We start from the raw sequence: 16,620 nt of genomic DNA on the forward strand, positions 1-16,620 counted from the left end.
GTGTGGCACAGCTACGCGGCAGCGGGTTCCCATCGCGCCTTCACAAGTCTGTCGACATCACCCGCCACCGGCCCGGACACGATTCCCGGCAGGAGCAATTGCCACATCTCGTCCACGCGTTCGGTGAGATCGCTACGCCGGGTGATCACGTTGGACACCAGTTGAACTCCGGTGAATGCGGACGGAATGAAGCGGCCAAGCGCGGCGACATCCACCGACGGCTTGATCTGACCGCTGTCCTTCGCTTGCTGCATGAGTTCGGTGCACGCATTGATCCAGTCTGCGTATGGCTCAACCGGACCCTCGAAGGTGCTCAGTTCCAAGGTCAATCGAATTCCAGCTCGGACGATGGGCTCTTCGACGATCTGCCGTGCCATCTCATGAGTAAGCATGATCGTCTTTTCGAGCGGCGACGCCGAGGTTGCGGATATCGACTGGACCGACTCGATGGACATTCGGTGCTGTTCCGCGATGACAAACTGTGCCAGTTCGTCTTTCGATGCAAAGTGGAAGTACAGAGCACCCTTCGTGGTACCTGCACCCTCCACGATGTCGCTCATACTTGTGCTGCCGTACCCGGTCTTTTCGAATTGTGCTGCCGCGCCGGAGACGATCTGTTGCCGCGTCAGCTCGGCGCGTGCTTGCTTGACCACGAGAACTCCTCTCTCATTCGAGGGTCCCCCGGCAAACCCTCTTTCGGTTTGCACCCCAATCGGGCTATACCCAAAATGTTCTCAACTCCCCCAACTAACCAGCGCTGAATTGTCAGAAGATACTTCGCAAATACAAAACTCCTGGTGAGGGTTGGATCACAGGTGAGATTCGATTCGTCCGGAGGCGCCTTCATCGACTCGAGCACGATCCACAAGTTCTCCGACCAACGCAGTCAATTCCATCATCTGATGTGTAATCTCGTCTCGCAGTAATGCGGTCTCCGCTTCGGACACCGTTCCCGAGGCCGTGTCGATCGACATCAGTAGTTCGATGTTCGTTCGCAATGCCGTCAGGGGTGCCAGCAAATCCTGTCCGGCATCAGTGATCAATCTACGCTGACGCGCCCGCGATTCCGACAGTGTCCCCAGCATTCGGTTGAAACTGACAGTCAGTGAGGCCAACTCGTCGTCTCCGGTGACCGGTATCGGCGTGAGATCGTCCGTCGCGGCAACGCGTTGCGTCGCCGCAGTCAATCGAGAAATCGGCCGTAAACCTGTGCGCGCCACCGCATCTCCCGCCGCATACGCCAACGCGATACCTGCAGCACCGAGCGCAGCCAGCACTACTGCAAGTCGTTTCAACACCGAGTTTGTCGGCCCGAGCGACTGCGCGACGATCAATGTCTGGCCCGCAACCGACGGAGTTACCAGCACACGATACGAATCCATGGTTGCGATGGCAGACCCGGATGCATTGCGGGCCAGAGACTTGATCGCCTCACCGCTGGTACTGAACGGCGGCAATCCGGGAGTTGCCGTCACCAGCGCTCCATCGGTTGTCACCAATCCGACAGCCTGGATCACCGCAGTATCGGCTCCGGCCGTAAGGCCCAAAACCGGTGTGACACCACCAAAGTTGACGGTATCGGCAATTGCGTCAGCAGTTCGCTCCAATTGCCGGTCGACATTGCCTTGAAGGTAGGCATTGAAGACGATGTATACCGCCGCGGCAGACGCGATCACAGCAATCGCCACCAAACCTGCGGTGAGCACTTTCACTCGGGCGTGGAGAGTGCGGACCCGGATAGCCGAACGCTTCCGACGCCCGAGGGCGGGAACGGACACCCTCATAGGCGCCCTCGGCGTGTTGGACCCATTCCTGACATAGGTCCAGTATGTTCCGCCAACCTTAGACGAACCTGAAACACCGGCACCCGAGCAGTCACCTGCCGGCCGATTCGAGCCAGGAAGCGGCGGCGGCAGGCGAATCGAAACTGTCCACACCATCCGGGACCGGAGGCCGCTCAACGACAACAACCGGTAAGCCCAGTTGCCGAGCAGCAACAACCTTGGCGTACGTCTGGTCGCCACCACTGCTCTTGGTCACTACGACGTCGATACCGTGCCGGCGCATCAGTTCGAGCTCCGATTCGACGTCGAACGGCCCACGCGCCAGGATCAGTTCGTGGGGCACCGGCATAGTGCCCGTAGGCGGGTCGATGGACCGCACGAGGAAACTCACGCCGTTGACCTCTGCAAACGCTGACACCCCTTGCCTACCGATGGTCAGGAAAGCGTGGGTGCCCAGCGTCGGTACCAATTGCGCGGCATGGCTGAGATCGCGAGCCGGAAACCACCGGTCTAGTGGGTGCTGCGCCCATGACGGCCGCCGGCAGAGAGCAAACGGAATCCCGCACGTACGAGCCGCCCGATGCGCATTCGCCGTGATGCGGGACGCAAAGGGATGTGTTGCGTCGAGCAGTGCACGAATGTCGTTTTCCACTAGCCATTCCGCGAGGCCTTCTGCGCCGCCGAATCCGCCGACGCGAACCTCGCCCTCCGGCCAGCGCGGGTCGCGCACCCGGCCCGCGAGCGACGTGACCACCTCGAGGTCCCCTGAACCCGCGAGGCGAGCGGCGATCTCACGCCCCTCTCCGGTTCCTCCGAGCACCAGAACACGGGTGCGGGCGTTGTGCTCGCTCAGTGGGTGATCCGCTCACGTGCGGCCGAGTACAGGTAACTATCCGGGAATCCCTCGGCTGTGAGCACACGCCCGACGATGACCACTGCCGTCTTGGTGATACCCGCCTCGTGCACCTGACGCACTATCGAACTCAAGGTTCCGCGCACCACGATCTCGTCGGGGCGCGACGCAAACGCCACCACCGCAACGGGGCAGTCGATGCCGTAGTTCTCGGCAAGCTCGTCGGCGATCTGCTCGATGCGGTGCGCTCCGAGATGAATCACCATGGTCGAACCGCTGCGTCCGAGAGACCGCAGATCCTCACCGTCGGGCATCGCTGTCGACAACGTCGACACTCGGGTCAGCACGATGGTCTGCGATACACCGGGAACCGTCAATTCGCGGCCCAGCGCAGCCGCCGCCGCGGTGAATGCCGGAACGCCTGGCACCATGTCGTACCGGACTCCGGCAGCGTCCAGGCGTCGCGCCTGTTCGGCGACGGCACTGAAGATCGACGGGTCACCGGAATGCAACCGAGCCACGTCGTGTCCGGCCGAATCCGCAGCGACAAGCAGCGCCGTGATCTCGTCGAGGCTCAAGCGGGCGGTATCGACCACCTGCGCACCGGCCGGGCAGTATTCGAGCAGTTCCGCGGGGACGAGGCTGCCCGCGTACAAGCACACCGGACTGGCCGCGATGATGCGCTGAGCGCGTACCGTGATCAAGTCGGCAGCGCCGGGACCAGCGCCGATGAAATGGATGGTCATTGAGCGTTTTCCTCTGCGTGATCGGCATCCGTACCGCCAGATGCCTCTGTTTTTGTGACCGACCACTGCACGACGGGCAGTTGGGGTCGCCACACGTTGAATGTTCCCAAGGGCTCGGCCCGCTGGATCTGCAACCTACGCAGCGTGCCGCCGAAACGGGTGAACCACTCCAGCAACAACGCTTCCGACTCCGCGGTGACAGCGTTGGCTACAAGCCTGCCGCCGACCTCGAGGCGGTCCCAGCAGGCGTCGAGCATTCCCGGTTGCGTCACGCCGCCGCCGATGAAGATGGCATCGGGTGTGCGGGCCGCTTCGGCAAACGATTCCGGGGCGCGCCCGAGGACATCGAGGCTCGGCACACCCAAAGCTCGCGCGTTACCTTCGATTTGAGAAATCCGCGACGCAGCCTGCTCGAATGACGTTGCAGTGCAACGTGGGTGGGTGCGCATCCATTCAATCGCGATAGTGCCCGACCCGCCGCCGACATCCCACAAGTGTTCACCAGGTGCCGGAGCCAGCGCGCAGAGCGTCAGCGCACGAATCTCCTGCTTCGTCATCTGGCCGTCGCCGCTGTATGCCGCGTCGGGCAATCCGGGAACACGGGTCAGACGGTGAGGTGCGCCCGACACAACGCATTCCACGGCAAGAACATTCAACGGGTCGACATCTGCGGCGTCGATATCCCACTCGTCAGCCCGGGCAACGGTGCGTGATTCCTGTGCGCCGCCCAACTGCCCGAGGACGGTAATCACCGAACGACCGAAGCCGGCAGTGGTCAGTATCACGGCCACCTCGCCCGGCGTCGCCCTGCCGTTGCTCAGCACCAACAGGCGAGCACCGGCGGCGACGGACGGCAAAATGGTGGCGGCGTCGCGGTTGACCAGGCTCACCAACTCCGTATCGGCGGTCGCCCACCCCATGCGTGCGCTCGCCAGAGCAATCGACGACGGGTGCGAGATCACCCGAAGGTTGTCAGCACCCAACACGCGCACGAGCGTGGCACCGATCCCGTGGAACATCGGATCGCCGCTGGCCAGAACACATATCCGGCGGCCCGACTCGGCGTCGAACAGTGCGGGGAGCGCCGGGAGCATCGGCGTCGGCCAGGCGATCCGGTCGGCCGAAGAGCCTTCTGCTCGCGGGATCAGGTCGAGTTGACGCGAGGAACCCATCAACACCGCAGCGCTCCGCACCGCGCGCTGCGCCGATTCCGACAACCCCTCCCAGCCGTCAGCGCCGAGGCCGACAACGACAACGGGTTCGCGGGCGGTCATCGCGGCATCCGCCGCCAGATCGATTGTGGGAGAAGTCGCATCACGAAGAAGAACGGTTGCAGCATTCGCGGAACCCACACGCGTGTTGCGCCGGACTGCAATCCCCGAACAACCGCGTCGGCAACCTGTGACGGTGTGCTCGACATCGGCGCCGGCTTCATGCCCTCGGTCATCGCGCCGATCACAAAACCGGGGCGCACAAGAAGTAGTTGAACTCCACTGCCGTGCAACGCATCTCCGAGACCGCTGGCAAAACCGTCCAGGCCGGCCTTCGCAGAGCCGTACACGTAGTTCGCGCGGCGCACCCGCACACCGGCGACGGACGAGAAGACGACGATCTTGCCGCGACCTTGTCGTTTCATCAAGTCCGCGAGAAGAGTCAGAATACTGACCTGAGCTACGTAATCGGTATGAACAATTGCAACGGCATGAGCCGCATCGCTTTCGGCGCGCGCCTGATCACCGAGGATTCCGAACGCCAGCACCGCGACGTCGATCCGGCCGTGAGCTTCGACGACCTTCGCGAGAAAGTCTGCGTGATTGCTGGTTGCGTCGGCATCGAATTCGACGGCTGATACGGCCAGGGCACCGGCATCCGTCAGCGTCGCGAGTTGCTGTTCGAGGTCGCCGCTGCGACGCGCCGCCAGCACGATCTTTCGGCCAGGGGCCAACCGGACGGCAATTTCCAGACCGATTTCGCTTCGTCCCCCCAGTAGGAGAACCGTCTCGGCATCTTCAGTGTTCGCACCCGCAGTCACTGCACTAGTGTCCTCGATTACCGTCGTGGCATGACCATCACCCCCTCCGCACCCGCCGCGCTCTCCGACGACGGTCTGGCGTTCGTGCGTGAATACCATCTCGCTACCCTGACGACTCTGCGTCCGAACGGCACACCGCACGTCGTGGCCGTGGGATTCACGTGGGATCAGGAAGCAGGCAAAGCGCGCGTTATTACCAGCGGCGGATCACAGAAAGCCGTCAACGCGGCCCGGGGTGGCTACGCCGCCATCAGTTCGGTCGACGGTGGGCGGTGGCTCACTCTCGAAGGCCCGGCGCGCGTCCTCGACGACCCCGAATCCGTGGCCGACGCCGTTCAGCGCTACGCCGAGCGGTACCGCCAGCCACGGATCAATCCGGCGCGGGTGGTCATCGAAGTCGACGTCACTCGCATCCTCGGATCGGCGGCATTCAAACTCGCCGCCGACGAAGTGACCAGCTAGAGAATCGTCAACCCGTGCGGACGGTTGTTGAACGACTCGCAACCGTCTGCGGTGACAACAACGATGTCCTCGATCCTCGCACCCCAGTTGCCCCGGAAGTAGATTCCGGGTTCGATGCTGAAGGCCATCCCCTCGGCAAGTTCGATTCTGTTGCCCGCCACGATGTACGGCTCCTCGTGGACCGACAATCCAATACCGTGGCCCGTGCGGTGAACGAAAACCTCAGCCAAACCCTGTGCGGCCAGGACGTCGCGGGCAGCAGCATCCACAGATTCCGCGGATACACCGGGACGAACAGAGTCCACAGCCGCCTGCTGCGCCGCTTCGAGCACGGCAAACTGAGCAGCAACCTCGATTGACGGCTTCCCCATGCTGTACGTGCGAGTGGAATCGGAGTTGTAACCAGGCTCCACCGGGCCGCCGATGTCGATCACGACAACATCCCCGCTCTCGATCACCCGATCGGACACCTCGTGATGCGGATCGGCGCCGTGCGGACCCGACCCCACGATGACAAATGCTGCCTCGGTGTGACCTTCTTCGAGAATCGCTGCTGAAATTGCTTCACCGACTTCGGCTTCCGTCCGCCCTACAACAAGGAATTCCGCCATCCGTGCATGCACCCGGTCGATGGCCTGCCCGGCGCGGCGGAGTGCGTCGACCTCCGCGGCGTCCTTGACCATGCGTAGCTCGCGCAGCACTCCGGTCGCCAGAATCGGCAACGAACCAACAGCGTCTGCCAACGGGATCAAGTGCAGAGCCGGCATCGCATCCGTGACAGCGACCTTTGCTCCAGCCGGCAGTTGCCCGGCGACGATGGCGTATGGATCAACACCGTCGACCCAGACCAGCACGTCGATACCAAGATCCCCGACGGCGGATTCCTTCAGCGACGCCAGTTCCAGCCGAGGAAGCACGACCGACGCCGTGGCTCCGTCAGCAGCAATCACCAGGGCCGTCAACCGTTCGAAGGAATCGGCGCGAGAGCCCGTCAGATAGCGCAAATCCGGCCCCGGAGTGACCACCAGACCGTCCAGACCGGCCGCGCGGGCCAACTCCGCAGCGCGGGCGATACGGGATCCGTAGACGGCAGAAGAGAAACGCGAACCAGATTCGGCGGGAGAGGTCATGGCTTCCAGATTAGTGCCGACTGGCAGGATGGGGACCATGAGTGGGCCTTTGCTTCTCCTTGACGGTGCCAGCCTGTGGTTTCGTGCGTTCCACGCACTGCCCGAATCCTTTGTCGACGACGACGGTAGACCCGTCAACGCAGTCCGCGGATTCACCGACATGGTCGCGTCCCTGATCACCAAGCACCAACCGAGTCGCCTCGCGGTCTGCCTGGATCTGGATTGGCGACCCCAGTTCCGCGTCGACGCCATCCCCACCTACAAAGCGCATCGCGTTGCCGAGGGATCCGACGGCTCGTCCGAGGAAGTGCCGGACACCCTCACCCCGCAGGTCGACATGATCATGGATGTTCTTGCGGCAGCAGGAATCGCCACCGCGGGCGCGGACGGTCTCGAAGCCGACGACGTCCTCGGCACGCTGGCCGCCACCGAACGCGAAGACCTCACCGTCGTCGTCAGCGGCGACCGCGACCTGCTGCAGGTTGTCACCGACGATTACGTTCCCGTTCGTGTTCTGTACGTCGGCCGCGGCTTGGCAAAAGCCGAACTGTTCGGGCCCGCCGAGGTGGCCGAGAAGTACGGGGTGCCCGCAGATCGCGCCGGCGACGCCTATGCGGAACTGGCTGCGCTGCGCGGAGATTCGTCCGACGGGTTACCCGGCATCAAAGGTGTCGGCGAGAAGACTGCGTCGACGCTCATGCTTCGCTACGGATCTCTCGCCGGAATCCGCACGGCTGCAGACGATCCCGAATCCGATATGGCCAAAGGTCTGCGAGCGAAACTGACCTCACCCGAAGCGAAGGCGTACCTCGACGCCGCATTGCCCGTTGTGCGTGTCGTTCGTGACGCGGATGTGCAGTTCTCGAAGTCCGACGTTCTTCCCGACGCGCCGATCGATCAAGCCCGCTTCGACGAACTGGCTACCACTCTGAGAATCGAACGATCAGCGGGCCGGCTTGCCGCGGCGCTGAAAGCTGCGGCAAGCCGACCGGCTGATATCTGACGACTCAGCTGGGGCGCGAGACTTCGTAGGTTCCGGTGTCGTCGACAAACGTCAGCGTCACCGACTTCTTCTCTCCCGACACGGAGAGAGTGCACGTGAACTTTGCACCGGACTTGATTTCCTGACCGGACGGGCAGGACACGTCGCTGACGTTCTTGGCGCCGTACGACTCGGTGACGATTTTCTCGACGCCCTTGGCCGCAGCATTTGCGTCCAGTGTGTCCTTCGACGTGAAGACGACAAGGCCGATGACCACTGCTGCCAGAACGACCAGTACACCGATGGCACCGAAGATCAGCGGCTTCTTGGACTTAGCACCCTGCGGCGGTCCCTGATTCCACTGAACCGGTGCGCCGGGCTGGACACCGGGCTGAGCGCCCCACGCCTGCTGCGGCTGCTGGGCCGTCGGCTGACCCCAGGCCTGGGTCTGGTCGCCGCCGGGTTGCTGACCCCACTGCTGCTGACCCGGCTGCGGTTGACCAGGCTGGCCGGGCTGCTGAGGCTGACCCCAAGGCTGTTGACCGTAACCCGGCTGCCCCTGGGGCTGACCAGGCTGGCCGTAACCGGGTTGCCCGTACGCGGGCTGGCCCTGCGGCTGACCGGGATAACCCGGCTGGCCGTACCCAGGCTGACCCTGTGGCTGACCGTAGCCCGGCTGCCCCTGGGGTTGACCCGGCTGCCCGTAACCGGGCTGCCCCCACGGCTGCTGCGGTGGTTGATCACCCTGGCCCCACTGCCCATTCGGATCATTCGGTCCGTAAGGCCCGCTCATCTTCGCCTCCACTCGAAATACCAGTCTTCAGTTACCGCATGCACACGCAACTCCTGGAAATCCAACCACACAGTCCACGCTCAAGCTGCGTCGAGAGCAACCACTCCGCGGCGAATTGCCCCCACGGCCTTCGCGGCGACCTTCGCGACGTCGGGATCCGTTGCCGTCAACCGCACCTGATCGAGAAGATCGATCACTTGACGGCACCAGCGGACAAAATCGCCCGCCGACAACGCGCGTCCCTGCACACCGGCCGCCAGCAACGCCTCGACCAGCGAATTGTCGCTTGCCCAGTGATAGACCGCTGTGACAAAACCCAGATCGGGCTCACGCGTCGGCGGCAGTTTGTGGCGAATTTCGTCCGCCCGCAGTTCACTCCACAGCCGTTGGGTGTCCGTGAGCGCATGGCGGATTGCCTGCGTCGGCACTCGGCTCGTCGTGTCGCCGTCTCTCCGGGATTCGTACACGACCGAGGACACGACCGCGGCAAGCTCGGGTGGCGTAAGCCCCTGCCAAGCCCCGGTACGGAGGCACTCCGCCACCAGCAAGTCACTCTCGCTGTAAATCCGGCTCAGACGTTGCCCGGCTTCGGTCACCTTGGGCACCGCTTCGGCGCTCATGTATCCGCGTTCCTTGAGCAACGACACTATGCGGTCGAAGGTGCGCGCCAAGGAGTTGGTGGTCGCTGCTGCTTTCTGCCGCAAAGCCTGTGTTTCCCGAGCGAGTCGGTTGTACTTCTCCCCGATGCGACCGAGATGGTCACGGTCCGGCCAACTGTGGCACGGGTGCGCCCGAATCGCGCGCCGCAACGACGCCACTTCGGCGTCCTCGGACGCGCCGCCCTTGTGCCGCTTCCGTCGCCGCGGCGCGGTGAATCCGGTGCTACGCAACGCCGACGCGAGGTCGCGCCGTGATCGTCCGGTGTGGTGATCGACGAACTTCGGCAACCGCATAACACCGAGCGTTTCGGCAGCCTCGGGGAAATCTGCGGCAGACAGCTTTCCGGCCCACTGATCTTCGGCGAGAACCAACGGCCGCGGATCCTTCGGATCATTGTCCGGCACAAGCACAACCGCAGTTCCCGAATGACGACCGATCGGAATCGCGATGACGTCACCGCGGCGCAGAGCCTGCAACGACGCGACGGCCTGATCGCGACGATCCTCACGGCCCTCGCGTTCGAGCTTTCGTTCCCGATCACTCAATCGATCGCGCAGTGACGCATACTCGTAGTACTCGCCGTCCGGGCCACCGAGCTTGTCCTGCAACGCTTTCAGTGCGGTCTCATTGCGTTCGATGCTCCGCACCACACCGACCACGGAGCGGTCCGCCTGGAATTGGGCAAACGAACGCTCGAGCAGTGTGCGGGATTCTTCGACACCCATGCGATCCACGAGATTGATCGACATGTTGTACGACGGCCGAAAAGAGCTGCGCAGCGGGAACGTTCGAGTAGATGCCAAACCGGCGACGTCGGTCGGTTCGACGCCTGGCTGCCACAGAACGACGGCATGCCCCTCGATGTCGATGCCGCGCCGGCCCGCTCTGCCGGTGAGCTGCGTGTACTCGCCTGGCGTCAGTTCGGCGTGGGTTTCACCGTTGTACTTGACCAGACGTTCGAGAACCACCGTACGAGCCGGCATGTTGATGCCGAGTGCCAAAGTTTCGGTGGCAAATACCGCGCGGACAAGCCCCTTGACGAACAGCTCTTCGACCGTCTGCCGGAAAGCGGGCAGCATCCCGGCGTGATGGGCTGCCAAACCACGCTGCAACGCCTTGCGCCACTCCCAGTAACCCAGCACCTCCAGGTCCTCCTTGGGGAGGCCTCCGATGTGCTTGTCGATGATCGTGTCGATCTCACGCACCTGTTCGGGAGTCGTCAGATCCAGGCGAGAGCGTACGCACTGCGTCAGCGCGGCATCGCACCCGGCACGCGAGAAAATGAAGGTGATCGCCGGCAGCAACCCTTCCTTGTCGAGTTGTGCGATCACATCCGGCCTGGGAAGTGGCCGGAAATCGTTGGTGCTCTGATAGCGACCACGGCCGCGGCCACGAGGCTGCCAGCTCTCCACCCGGTCCAAGGCCTGACGTTGTTTGACATGCCGAACCAGATCCTGGTTGACGACAAACTTCGCCGGACCGGCCGAAGGATTGCTGCGGCTGTCGAAAAGATCGAAAATCCGACGCCCCACCATGATGTGCTGCCACAACGGAATCGGCCGCGTCTCGTCGACCACAACGGTGGTATCACCGCGGACAGTCTCCATCCACGCGCCGAATTCCTCGGCGTTACTCACAGTGGCGGACAAGCTGACCAACCGCACGTCTTCGGACAGGTGCAGGATCACTTCTTCCCACACGGCGCCGCGGAACCGGTCGGCCAGGTAGTGGACCTCGTCCATGACGACGTGCGAGAGACCGCGCAGAGCCTCCGAATTGGCATACAGCATGTTGCGCAGCACTTCAGTGGTCATGACAACAACAGGAGCGTCGGAGTTGATGCTGGTGTCTCCGGTGAGCAAACCGACTTCAGCCGGCCCGTACCGCTCGCTCAGCTCGGCGTACTTCTGGTTGCTCAGCGCTTTGATGGGCGTCGTGTAGAAGCACTTCCGCCCAGCCGCCAATGCCAGGTGGACAGCAAATTCGCCGACCACTGTCTTTCCGGCGCCCGTCGGCGCGCACACCAGCACGCCGTGACCATCCTCGAGGGCGCGGCAGGCGTTTATCTGGAACGGATCGAGGTCGAACTTCAGCCCCGAAACGAATTTGGTGAGCTCAACATCAGAACTCGACTCACTGTTACTCATAACCACCTCGTCAGCGTGTCACACGCCGGCGACACGACAGCCTCGGCACCTCGGAGACAAGCCTCACAGAGTTGCCTGGGACATGCTCACAGAGTGTCGCGGACATGCTCACAGAGTGTCGGTGAAGTCCTGTCCCGACGTGTTGTCGCCGGTACCGGATTCCGGCGCAACTGTTGCCTTCGCCTTCGCCTTGGACTTCCGGCCGAACATTCCACGTGACTCAGCCTTCGGCTGTTCGGGGTTGTCCAGAGCTTCGTTCAGATCAGTGGGTGCCGAGATCGTCGACGCTTCCTCGTCCGACAGTGCTCCCCAGTCTTCGCCGGCCTTCCTGGCCTTGCGCTTGTCGTTGAGTCTCGCGATCTGCACGGCAAATTCGAACAGCAGGGTAAGCGAGAGCGCGAGAGCGAGCATCGAGAAAGGGTCAGAACCCGGAGTTGCGATGGCTGCGAACACGAAGAGCCCGAAAATCAAACCGCGACGCCACGCCTTGAGGCGCTCGTACGTCAGGATTCCCGCAAAGTTCAGGACGACAACCAGCAGCGGAATCTCGAAACTGACACCGAAAATCAGCAACAGATTGATAATGAATCCGAAGTATTCGGAACCACTCAGTGCGGTGATCTGAACGTTGTCGCCGATGGTCAGAAGGAAGTGCAAGGCCTTCGACACGACCATGTAGGCAAGCACGGCACCGAGAATGAAGAGTCCGGCGCCTGCACTGACAAACGCCACCGCGTAGCGGCGTTCCTTCGAGTACAGCCCCGGAGTGATGAAGGCCCACAACTGGTAGAGCCAGATGGGGCTGGCGAGCACGATGCCGGCCGTGAGTGCCACTTTGAATCGCAGCATGAACTGTTCGAACGGGCCGGTTGCCAGCAAACGGCACGCATCGTCGGCGCTGAGATTGGCGCGACTTTCGGCCGGAAGTTCACAGTAGGGACCAGTAAGCACGCTGCCGAGGCTTTCGAATCCGAGAATCGAATGCGAATACCAGAAGAATCCGAATGCGGTGGTGATGATGACACCGAGGAACGCGAACAGCAGTCGGGTTCGCAATTCGTACAGGTGGTCGATCAACGACATAGTGCCGTCGGGGTTGACCTTCCGCTTGCGGTTACGCGGGTCTAACGGAATTCGCACTGGTACATCCTGCTCTTGGCAAACTGGTTTTGGTCAGCACACAACCGGGGTGAACATAGATTCTCACCCCGGTTGGACAGCGGCACTTAGCTAGAGCGGCTTTACTTCGGTCGGCTGCGCAATCGGTGCAGCAGCGCCGGTAGCGGTCACCTGTGCGGCCGGAAGCTGGACCGGAGCCTGAGCAACGACGGGCGCAGCCGGAGCTGCGTCGTCATTCTGCATTTCCTTGACTTCACTCTTGAAGATGCGCAGTGAACGGCCGAGTCCTCGAGCTGCGTCGGGCAGTTTCTTCGACCCGAACAGAATGACAACGACAACAGCAACAATCAGCCAATGCATCGGCTGCATTGCACCCATAATGACCTCCCATGATCAGATTCCTCGATGCTACCGGACACAACCGGCGTTAGGAGGCTTCCAAGTCCTTACTTCAGCTACCGTTTACCTGTTTGTTTCATGCGCGGTTGCTGTGAAGTCCGCTCACGATCCGATCGTGTCGTACGCATCCAACGCCGTCACCGCCCGATTGTGCACTTCGGCAACCAGTTCCGGCGGGCCGAGTACCCGAACGCCCTCACCGAACCCCAGAACCAACCGAGCCATCCACTCGAGTGTGCCGAAACTCATTGTTGCCTCGACGGAACCGTCATCGTTCACCTTCTGGACGTCCATCGGGTAGTAATCGAGCATCCAGACGCAGTTCTGAGCAACGAACAATCGTGCTTCCGGCAGGGATCCGTCGCCGCTGAACAGTTCAAGACTGGAATCCTCGTCGAGCGCGTGCGGCGGTGGATTGGAAGGCTCGTCGAGTTCGATTGCCGCATCGATCCGATCGAATCGAAATAACCGCACACCCTCGGCCTGGCGGCACCAACCCTGGAGATAGCTGAAATTGTCGACCAACACGATTCGCACGGGATCCACCACCCGTTCGGACACCGCATCCCGCGAAGCCGAGTAGTAAGTGAGCTTCAGGGCACGCCGATTCGCCAGCGCCGCCCGGACCGTCGCCGTCACCGGGTCTTCAGCGATGTCGACTTCCGGTTCAGCCTCCTGTCCGTTACCCGTTGCCCGCGCCGCTGCAGAGCCCGCCGCCGCTTCGATCTTGGCGATAGCTCGTTGCGCTGCGGACGGATCGACCATGCCCGGCATCTCCACCAGTGAGCGCAACGCTATGAGCAATGCGGTGGCCTCCGTCGATGTCAACCGAAGTGGTCGGTCGATACCGGCCGAGAACGTGACATCGATACTCTCCTCGGAAAATGACAGGTCGATCAGATCACCCGGACCGTAACCGGGCAGGCCGCACACCCACAACTGATTGAGATCGTTCATCAACTGCGTAGTGCTGACACCGAGTTCGGCGGCCGCCTCGGCAGCACTCATCCCAGGATTGGCGATGAAAAACGGAACAAGATTCAGCAACCGAGCAAGCCGCGACGACAGACGATTGTTCATCAGTGAGATTCCTTCTGCTCGGCAATGTCCGAGCGCGCCGCGGCACCCTGCAGTTTTGTGATCACGTCGGCCCGGAGGTCCGGAGGATCAAGCACCAAGGCGTCCGCTCCGTGTCCGGCGATCAACCTGGCAGTCCATTCCCACGAGCGAACCGGGATCGACAGGACGCTTCCCTCGCGTTCGGTCAGCGTCCGCTCCGTCATCGACGACGCCAGCCTGCGCAACTCATGAGCACGGTTCGCCGCCACCCAGACCGTCGCAGTGCCGGTGACGACGCCCGATCCCGTTACTCGGTCCACAACTTCGCGAAGATCAAGCCCCTCCGGTTTGTGCACTGCGCCGGCTGGGCCGAACTCGCGAACATCGTCACCGATACGGGACAGACGGAACGTCCGGACCGCGTCCCGATCGACATCGTGACCGACGAGGTACCACTTGCCGTTGTGCGTGACGACGCCCCACGGCTCGACCGTTCGCTCGATGAACGGTTCGTTGAGTGCGCCCCGGTGCTGAAAATGGACAGCCCGCCCCGCGTCGACCGCCGCGAGCAGTTTCCCGAGTGCCGGTTCGGAACCACGTGAGCGAGCCGGAATCGCGGTGATCGGCGCGGCAGTCACATCGGCGTCGACCTGCACCCCGGCAGCACGCAATTTGAGCAACGCACTCTGCGCGGCCGAGATCAGCTCCGGCGATTCCCACAGTTGCACGGCGACGGCAACGGCCGCCGACTCTTCACTGGTCAAGTCAACGTCAGGCAGCTCATACGCGTTTCGGTTGATCCGATATCCCTCAACCGTCGAAAACCGCCCCGCCGGTCCTGTCTCCAACGGAACTCCGAGGTCACGAAGCTCGTTCTTGTCCCGCTCGAACATCCGGGAGAACGCCTCGTAATTGGCGGAATCGCTGTAACCGGCTACTGAATCACGGATTTTCTCCGCAGTGAGGAACTGCCTGGTGGACAGCAAAGCAATCACCAAGTTCATCAACCGCTCGATTTTCGATGTCGCCACGCCGAAATCCTAGTGGCTCTGCGGTAGCCGACACGTCAGCGCGCTACATCGACGCGATGAGTCGCTCAACTCTTTCGTCGACCGAACGGAACGGGTCCTTGCACAGGACTGTTCGCTGAGCTTGATCGTTGAGCTTGAGATGCACCCAGTCGACGGTGAAGTCACGCCCAGCGGCCTGCGCTGCAGTGATGAAATCGCCGCGCAGTTTCGCGCGTGTCGTCTGCGGCGGATTGTCGACGGCGTCATCGATGGTTTCGTCCTCCGTGACGCGCTTGACCAAGCCCTTACGCTGCAACACGTCGAACACACCGCGCCCACGCTTGATGTCGTGATAGGCAAGATCGAGCTGCGCGATCTTCGGGTCCGACAGGTCAAATCCGTGACGATCTTGATAGCGCTGGAACAACTTACGCTTGATCACCCAGTCGATTTCCGTGTCGACCTTCGCAAAATCCTGGGCTTCGACGGCGTCGAGCATGCGGCCCCACAAATCGACGACTTGCTCGACCTGCGGATCCGGTTCGCGATTGCGCAGGTGCTCCACGGCCTTGGAGTGGTATTCACGCTGAATGTCGAGTGCACTGGCCTGACGTCCGCCCGCCAATCGGACGGGCCGCTTTCCGGTGACGTCATGGCTGACTTCACGGATGGCCCGAATCGGATTGTCGAGCGCGAAGTCGCGGAACGAGACTCCCGCCTCGATCATCTCGAGCACCAGAGCGGCGGAGCCGACCTTCAACATCGTGCTGGTCTCGGCCATATTCGAATCACCGACGATGACGTGCAGCCGACGGTACTTCTCGGCGTCGGCATGAGGTTCGTCGCGGGTGTTGATGATCGGACGCGACCGTGTGGTGGCCGACGAGACGCCCTCCCAGATGTGCTCGGCACGCTGGGAGAGGCAGAACGTTGCTGCCTTCGGTGTCTGCAAAACCTTCCCGGCGCCGCAGATCAGCTGGCGCGTCACAAGGAACGGCAACAGCACGTCGGAAATGCGGGAGAACTCTCCGGCACGCGCGACCAGGAAGTTCTCGTGGCAACCGTACGAGTTTCCAGCCGAGTCGGTGTTGTTCTTGAAGAGGTAGATGTCGCCACCGATTCCCTCTTCGGCCAATCGTTCTTCCGCATCGATAAGCAATTCCTCGAGGACACGCTCGCCGGCCCGGTCATGGTTGACCAGTTGGATGAGGCTGTCGCATTCGGCAGTTGCGTACTCCGGATGAGAACCCACATCCAGGTACAGGCGCGCTCCGTTACGAAGAAAGACGTTGGAACTGCGACCCCATGACACGACACGACGGAAGAGGTAACGAGCAACCTCGTCGGGGCTCAGTCGCCTGTGCCCGTGAAAGGTGCAGGTAACGCCGAATTCCGTCTCGATTCCCATGATTCGTCTCTGCACACTTCGACAGTACAACCAGAA

The 16,620-nt window shown here is 62.3% G+C and carries 16 protein-coding genes; 2 read left to right on the top strand and 14 right to left on the bottom strand.

Going from position 1 to position 16,620, the window contains the following annotated elements:
* Window positions 1-11: 11 nt before the first annotated feature.
* From FFI94_RS15550 to FFI94_RS15575, 6 genes are all read right to left on the bottom strand, one after another.
* Window positions 12-653, bottom strand: coding sequence for a ScbR family autoregulator-binding transcription factor (locus FFI94_RS15550; protein WP_138868655.1), 642 nt, complete (start codon window positions 651-653; stop codon window positions 12-14).
* A 156-nt stretch (window positions 654-809) separates the two neighbouring features.
* Entirely contained in the window at window positions 810-1,778 is a 969-nt protein-coding gene (locus tag FFI94_RS15555; protein WP_138868656.1) for a HAMP domain-containing protein, read from the bottom strand.
* 97 nt (window positions 1,779-1,875) lie between these two features.
* On the bottom strand, window positions 1,876-2,604 hold the full coding sequence (locus FFI94_RS15560) for a cobalt-precorrin-6A reductase (protein ID WP_260684143.1): 729 nt from the start codon (window positions 2,602-2,604) through the stop codon (window positions 1,876-1,878).
* Between the two features lie 29 nt (window positions 2,605-2,633).
* Window positions 2,634-3,383: a precorrin-4 C(11)-methyltransferase gene (gene cobM, locus FFI94_RS15565; protein WP_138868658.1), complete on the bottom strand. Its 750-nt coding sequence runs from the start codon at window positions 3,381-3,383 to the stop codon at window positions 2,634-2,636.
* The gene (gene cbiE, locus FFI94_RS15570) at window positions 3,380-4,657 is read right to left on the bottom strand and encodes a precorrin-6y C5,15-methyltransferase (decarboxylating) subunit CbiE (RefSeq protein WP_138868659.1); all 1,278 of its coding nucleotides are present in this window, start codon (window positions 4,655-4,657) and stop codon (window positions 3,380-3,382) included. The genes cobM and cbiE overlap by 4 nt, the downstream gene beginning before the upstream one ends.
* Window positions 4,654-5,415, bottom strand: a complete 762-nt coding sequence (locus FFI94_RS15575; RefSeq protein WP_260684144.1) for an SDR family NAD(P)-dependent oxidoreductase — start codon at window positions 5,413-5,415, stop codon at window positions 4,654-4,656. The genes cbiE and FFI94_RS15575 overlap by 4 nt, the downstream gene beginning before the upstream one ends.
* 30 nt (window positions 5,416-5,445) lie before the next feature.
* On the opposite strand from FFI94_RS15575, the gene FFI94_RS15580 reads away from it, so the two are divergent.
* Window positions 5,446-5,877 (top strand): PPOX class F420-dependent oxidoreductase, encoded by a 432-nt coding sequence (locus FFI94_RS15580; RefSeq protein WP_138868661.1) that lies wholly within the window; start codon window positions 5,446-5,448, stop codon window positions 5,875-5,877.
* On the opposite strand, the gene FFI94_RS15585 is transcribed toward FFI94_RS15580, so the two are convergent.
* Window positions 5,874-7,007: a Xaa-Pro peptidase family protein gene (locus FFI94_RS15585; RefSeq protein ID WP_138868662.1), complete on the bottom strand. Its 1,134-nt coding sequence runs from the start codon at window positions 7,005-7,007 to the stop codon at window positions 5,874-5,876. The genes FFI94_RS15580 and FFI94_RS15585 overlap by 4 nt on opposite strands.
* 37 nt (window positions 7,008-7,044) lie before the next feature.
* On the opposite strand from FFI94_RS15585, the gene FFI94_RS15590 reads away from it, so the two are divergent.
* On the top strand, window positions 7,045-8,010 hold the full coding sequence (locus FFI94_RS15590; RefSeq protein WP_138868663.1) for a 5'-3' exonuclease: 966 nt from the start codon (window positions 7,045-7,047) through the stop codon (window positions 8,008-8,010).
* A gap of 4 nt (window positions 8,011-8,014) precedes the next feature.
* Here FFI94_RS15590 and FFI94_RS15595 read toward each other — a convergent pair whose 3' ends face one another.
* From FFI94_RS15595 to pafA, 7 genes are all read right to left on the bottom strand, one after another.
* Entirely contained in the window at window positions 8,015-8,782 is a 768-nt protein-coding gene (locus tag FFI94_RS15595; protein ID WP_138868664.1) for a DUF4333 domain-containing protein, read from the bottom strand.
* 80 nt (window positions 8,783-8,862) lie between these two features.
* The gene (locus FFI94_RS15600; protein ID WP_138868665.1) at window positions 8,863-11,589 is read right to left on the bottom strand and encodes an RNA helicase; all 2,727 of its coding nucleotides are present in this window, start codon (window positions 11,587-11,589) and stop codon (window positions 8,863-8,865) included.
* A gap of 108 nt (window positions 11,590-11,697) precedes the next feature.
* Window positions 11,698-12,729, bottom strand: coding sequence for a twin-arginine translocase subunit TatC (gene tatC / locus FFI94_RS15605; RefSeq protein ID WP_138868666.1), 1,032 nt, complete (start codon window positions 12,727-12,729; stop codon window positions 11,698-11,700).
* Between the two features lie 90 nt (window positions 12,730-12,819).
* The gene (gene tatA, locus FFI94_RS15610; protein ID WP_138868667.1) at window positions 12,820-13,086 is read right to left on the bottom strand and encodes a Sec-independent protein translocase subunit TatA; all 267 of its coding nucleotides are present in this window, start codon (window positions 13,084-13,086) and stop codon (window positions 12,820-12,822) included.
* 123 nt (window positions 13,087-13,209) lie between these two features.
* Window positions 13,210-14,187 (bottom strand): YafY family protein, encoded by a 978-nt coding sequence (locus tag FFI94_RS15615; RefSeq protein WP_138868668.1) that lies wholly within the window; start codon window positions 14,185-14,187, stop codon window positions 13,210-13,212.
* Complete coding sequence (locus FFI94_RS15620) at window positions 14,187-15,197, bottom strand: YafY family protein (RefSeq protein ID WP_138868669.1); 1,011 nt, start codon at window positions 15,195-15,197, stop codon at window positions 14,187-14,189. The genes FFI94_RS15615 and FFI94_RS15620 overlap by 1 nt, the downstream gene beginning before the upstream one ends.
* 43 nt (window positions 15,198-15,240) lie before the next feature.
* A complete protein-coding gene (pafA, locus tag FFI94_RS15625; RefSeq protein WP_185993216.1) occupies window positions 15,241-16,599 on the bottom strand; it encodes a Pup--protein ligase in 1,359 nt (452 codons plus the stop codon).
* Between the last annotated feature and the right edge of the window lie 21 nt (window positions 16,600-16,620).

The organism is Rhodococcus sp. KBS0724 (assembly GCF_005938745.2).
Lineage (GTDB): Bacteria > Actinomycetota > Actinomycetes > Mycobacteriales > Mycobacteriaceae > Rhodococcus_F.

Bases quoted from the DNA above. Each gene is read 5' to 3' on its own strand.
- cobM (WP_138868658.1), bottom strand. From the start codon at position 3,383: ATGACCATCCATTTCATCGGCGCTGGTCCCGGCGCTGCCGACTTGATC.
- cbiE (WP_138868659.1), bottom strand. From the start codon at position 4,657: ATGACCGCCCGCGAACCCGTTGTCGTTGTCGGCCTCGGCGCTGACGGC.
- FFI94_RS15580 (WP_138868661.1), top strand. From the start codon at position 5,446: ATGACCATCACCCCCTCCGCACCCGCCGCGCTCTCCGACGACGGTCTG.
- FFI94_RS15585 (WP_138868662.1), bottom strand. From the start codon at position 7,007: ATGACCTCTCCCGCCGAATCTGGTTCGCGTTTCTCTTCTGCCGTCTAC.
- FFI94_RS15590 (WP_138868663.1), top strand. From the start codon at position 7,045: ATGAGTGGGCCTTTGCTTCTCCTTGACGGTGCCAGCCTGTGGTTTCGT.
- FFI94_RS15595 (WP_138868664.1), bottom strand. From the start codon at position 8,782: ATGAGCGGGCCTTACGGACCGAATGATCCGAATGGGCAGTGGGGCCAG.
- FFI94_RS15600 (WP_138868665.1), bottom strand. From the start codon at position 11,589: ATGAGTAACAGTGAGTCGAGTTCTGATGTTGAGCTCACCAAATTCGTT.
- tatA (WP_138868667.1), bottom strand. From the start codon at position 13,086: ATGGGTGCAATGCAGCCGATGCATTGGCTGATTGTTGCTGTTGTCGTT.
- FFI94_RS15615 (WP_138868668.1), bottom strand. From the start codon at position 14,187: ATGAACAATCGTCTGTCGTCGCGGCTTGCTCGGTTGCTGAATCTTGTT.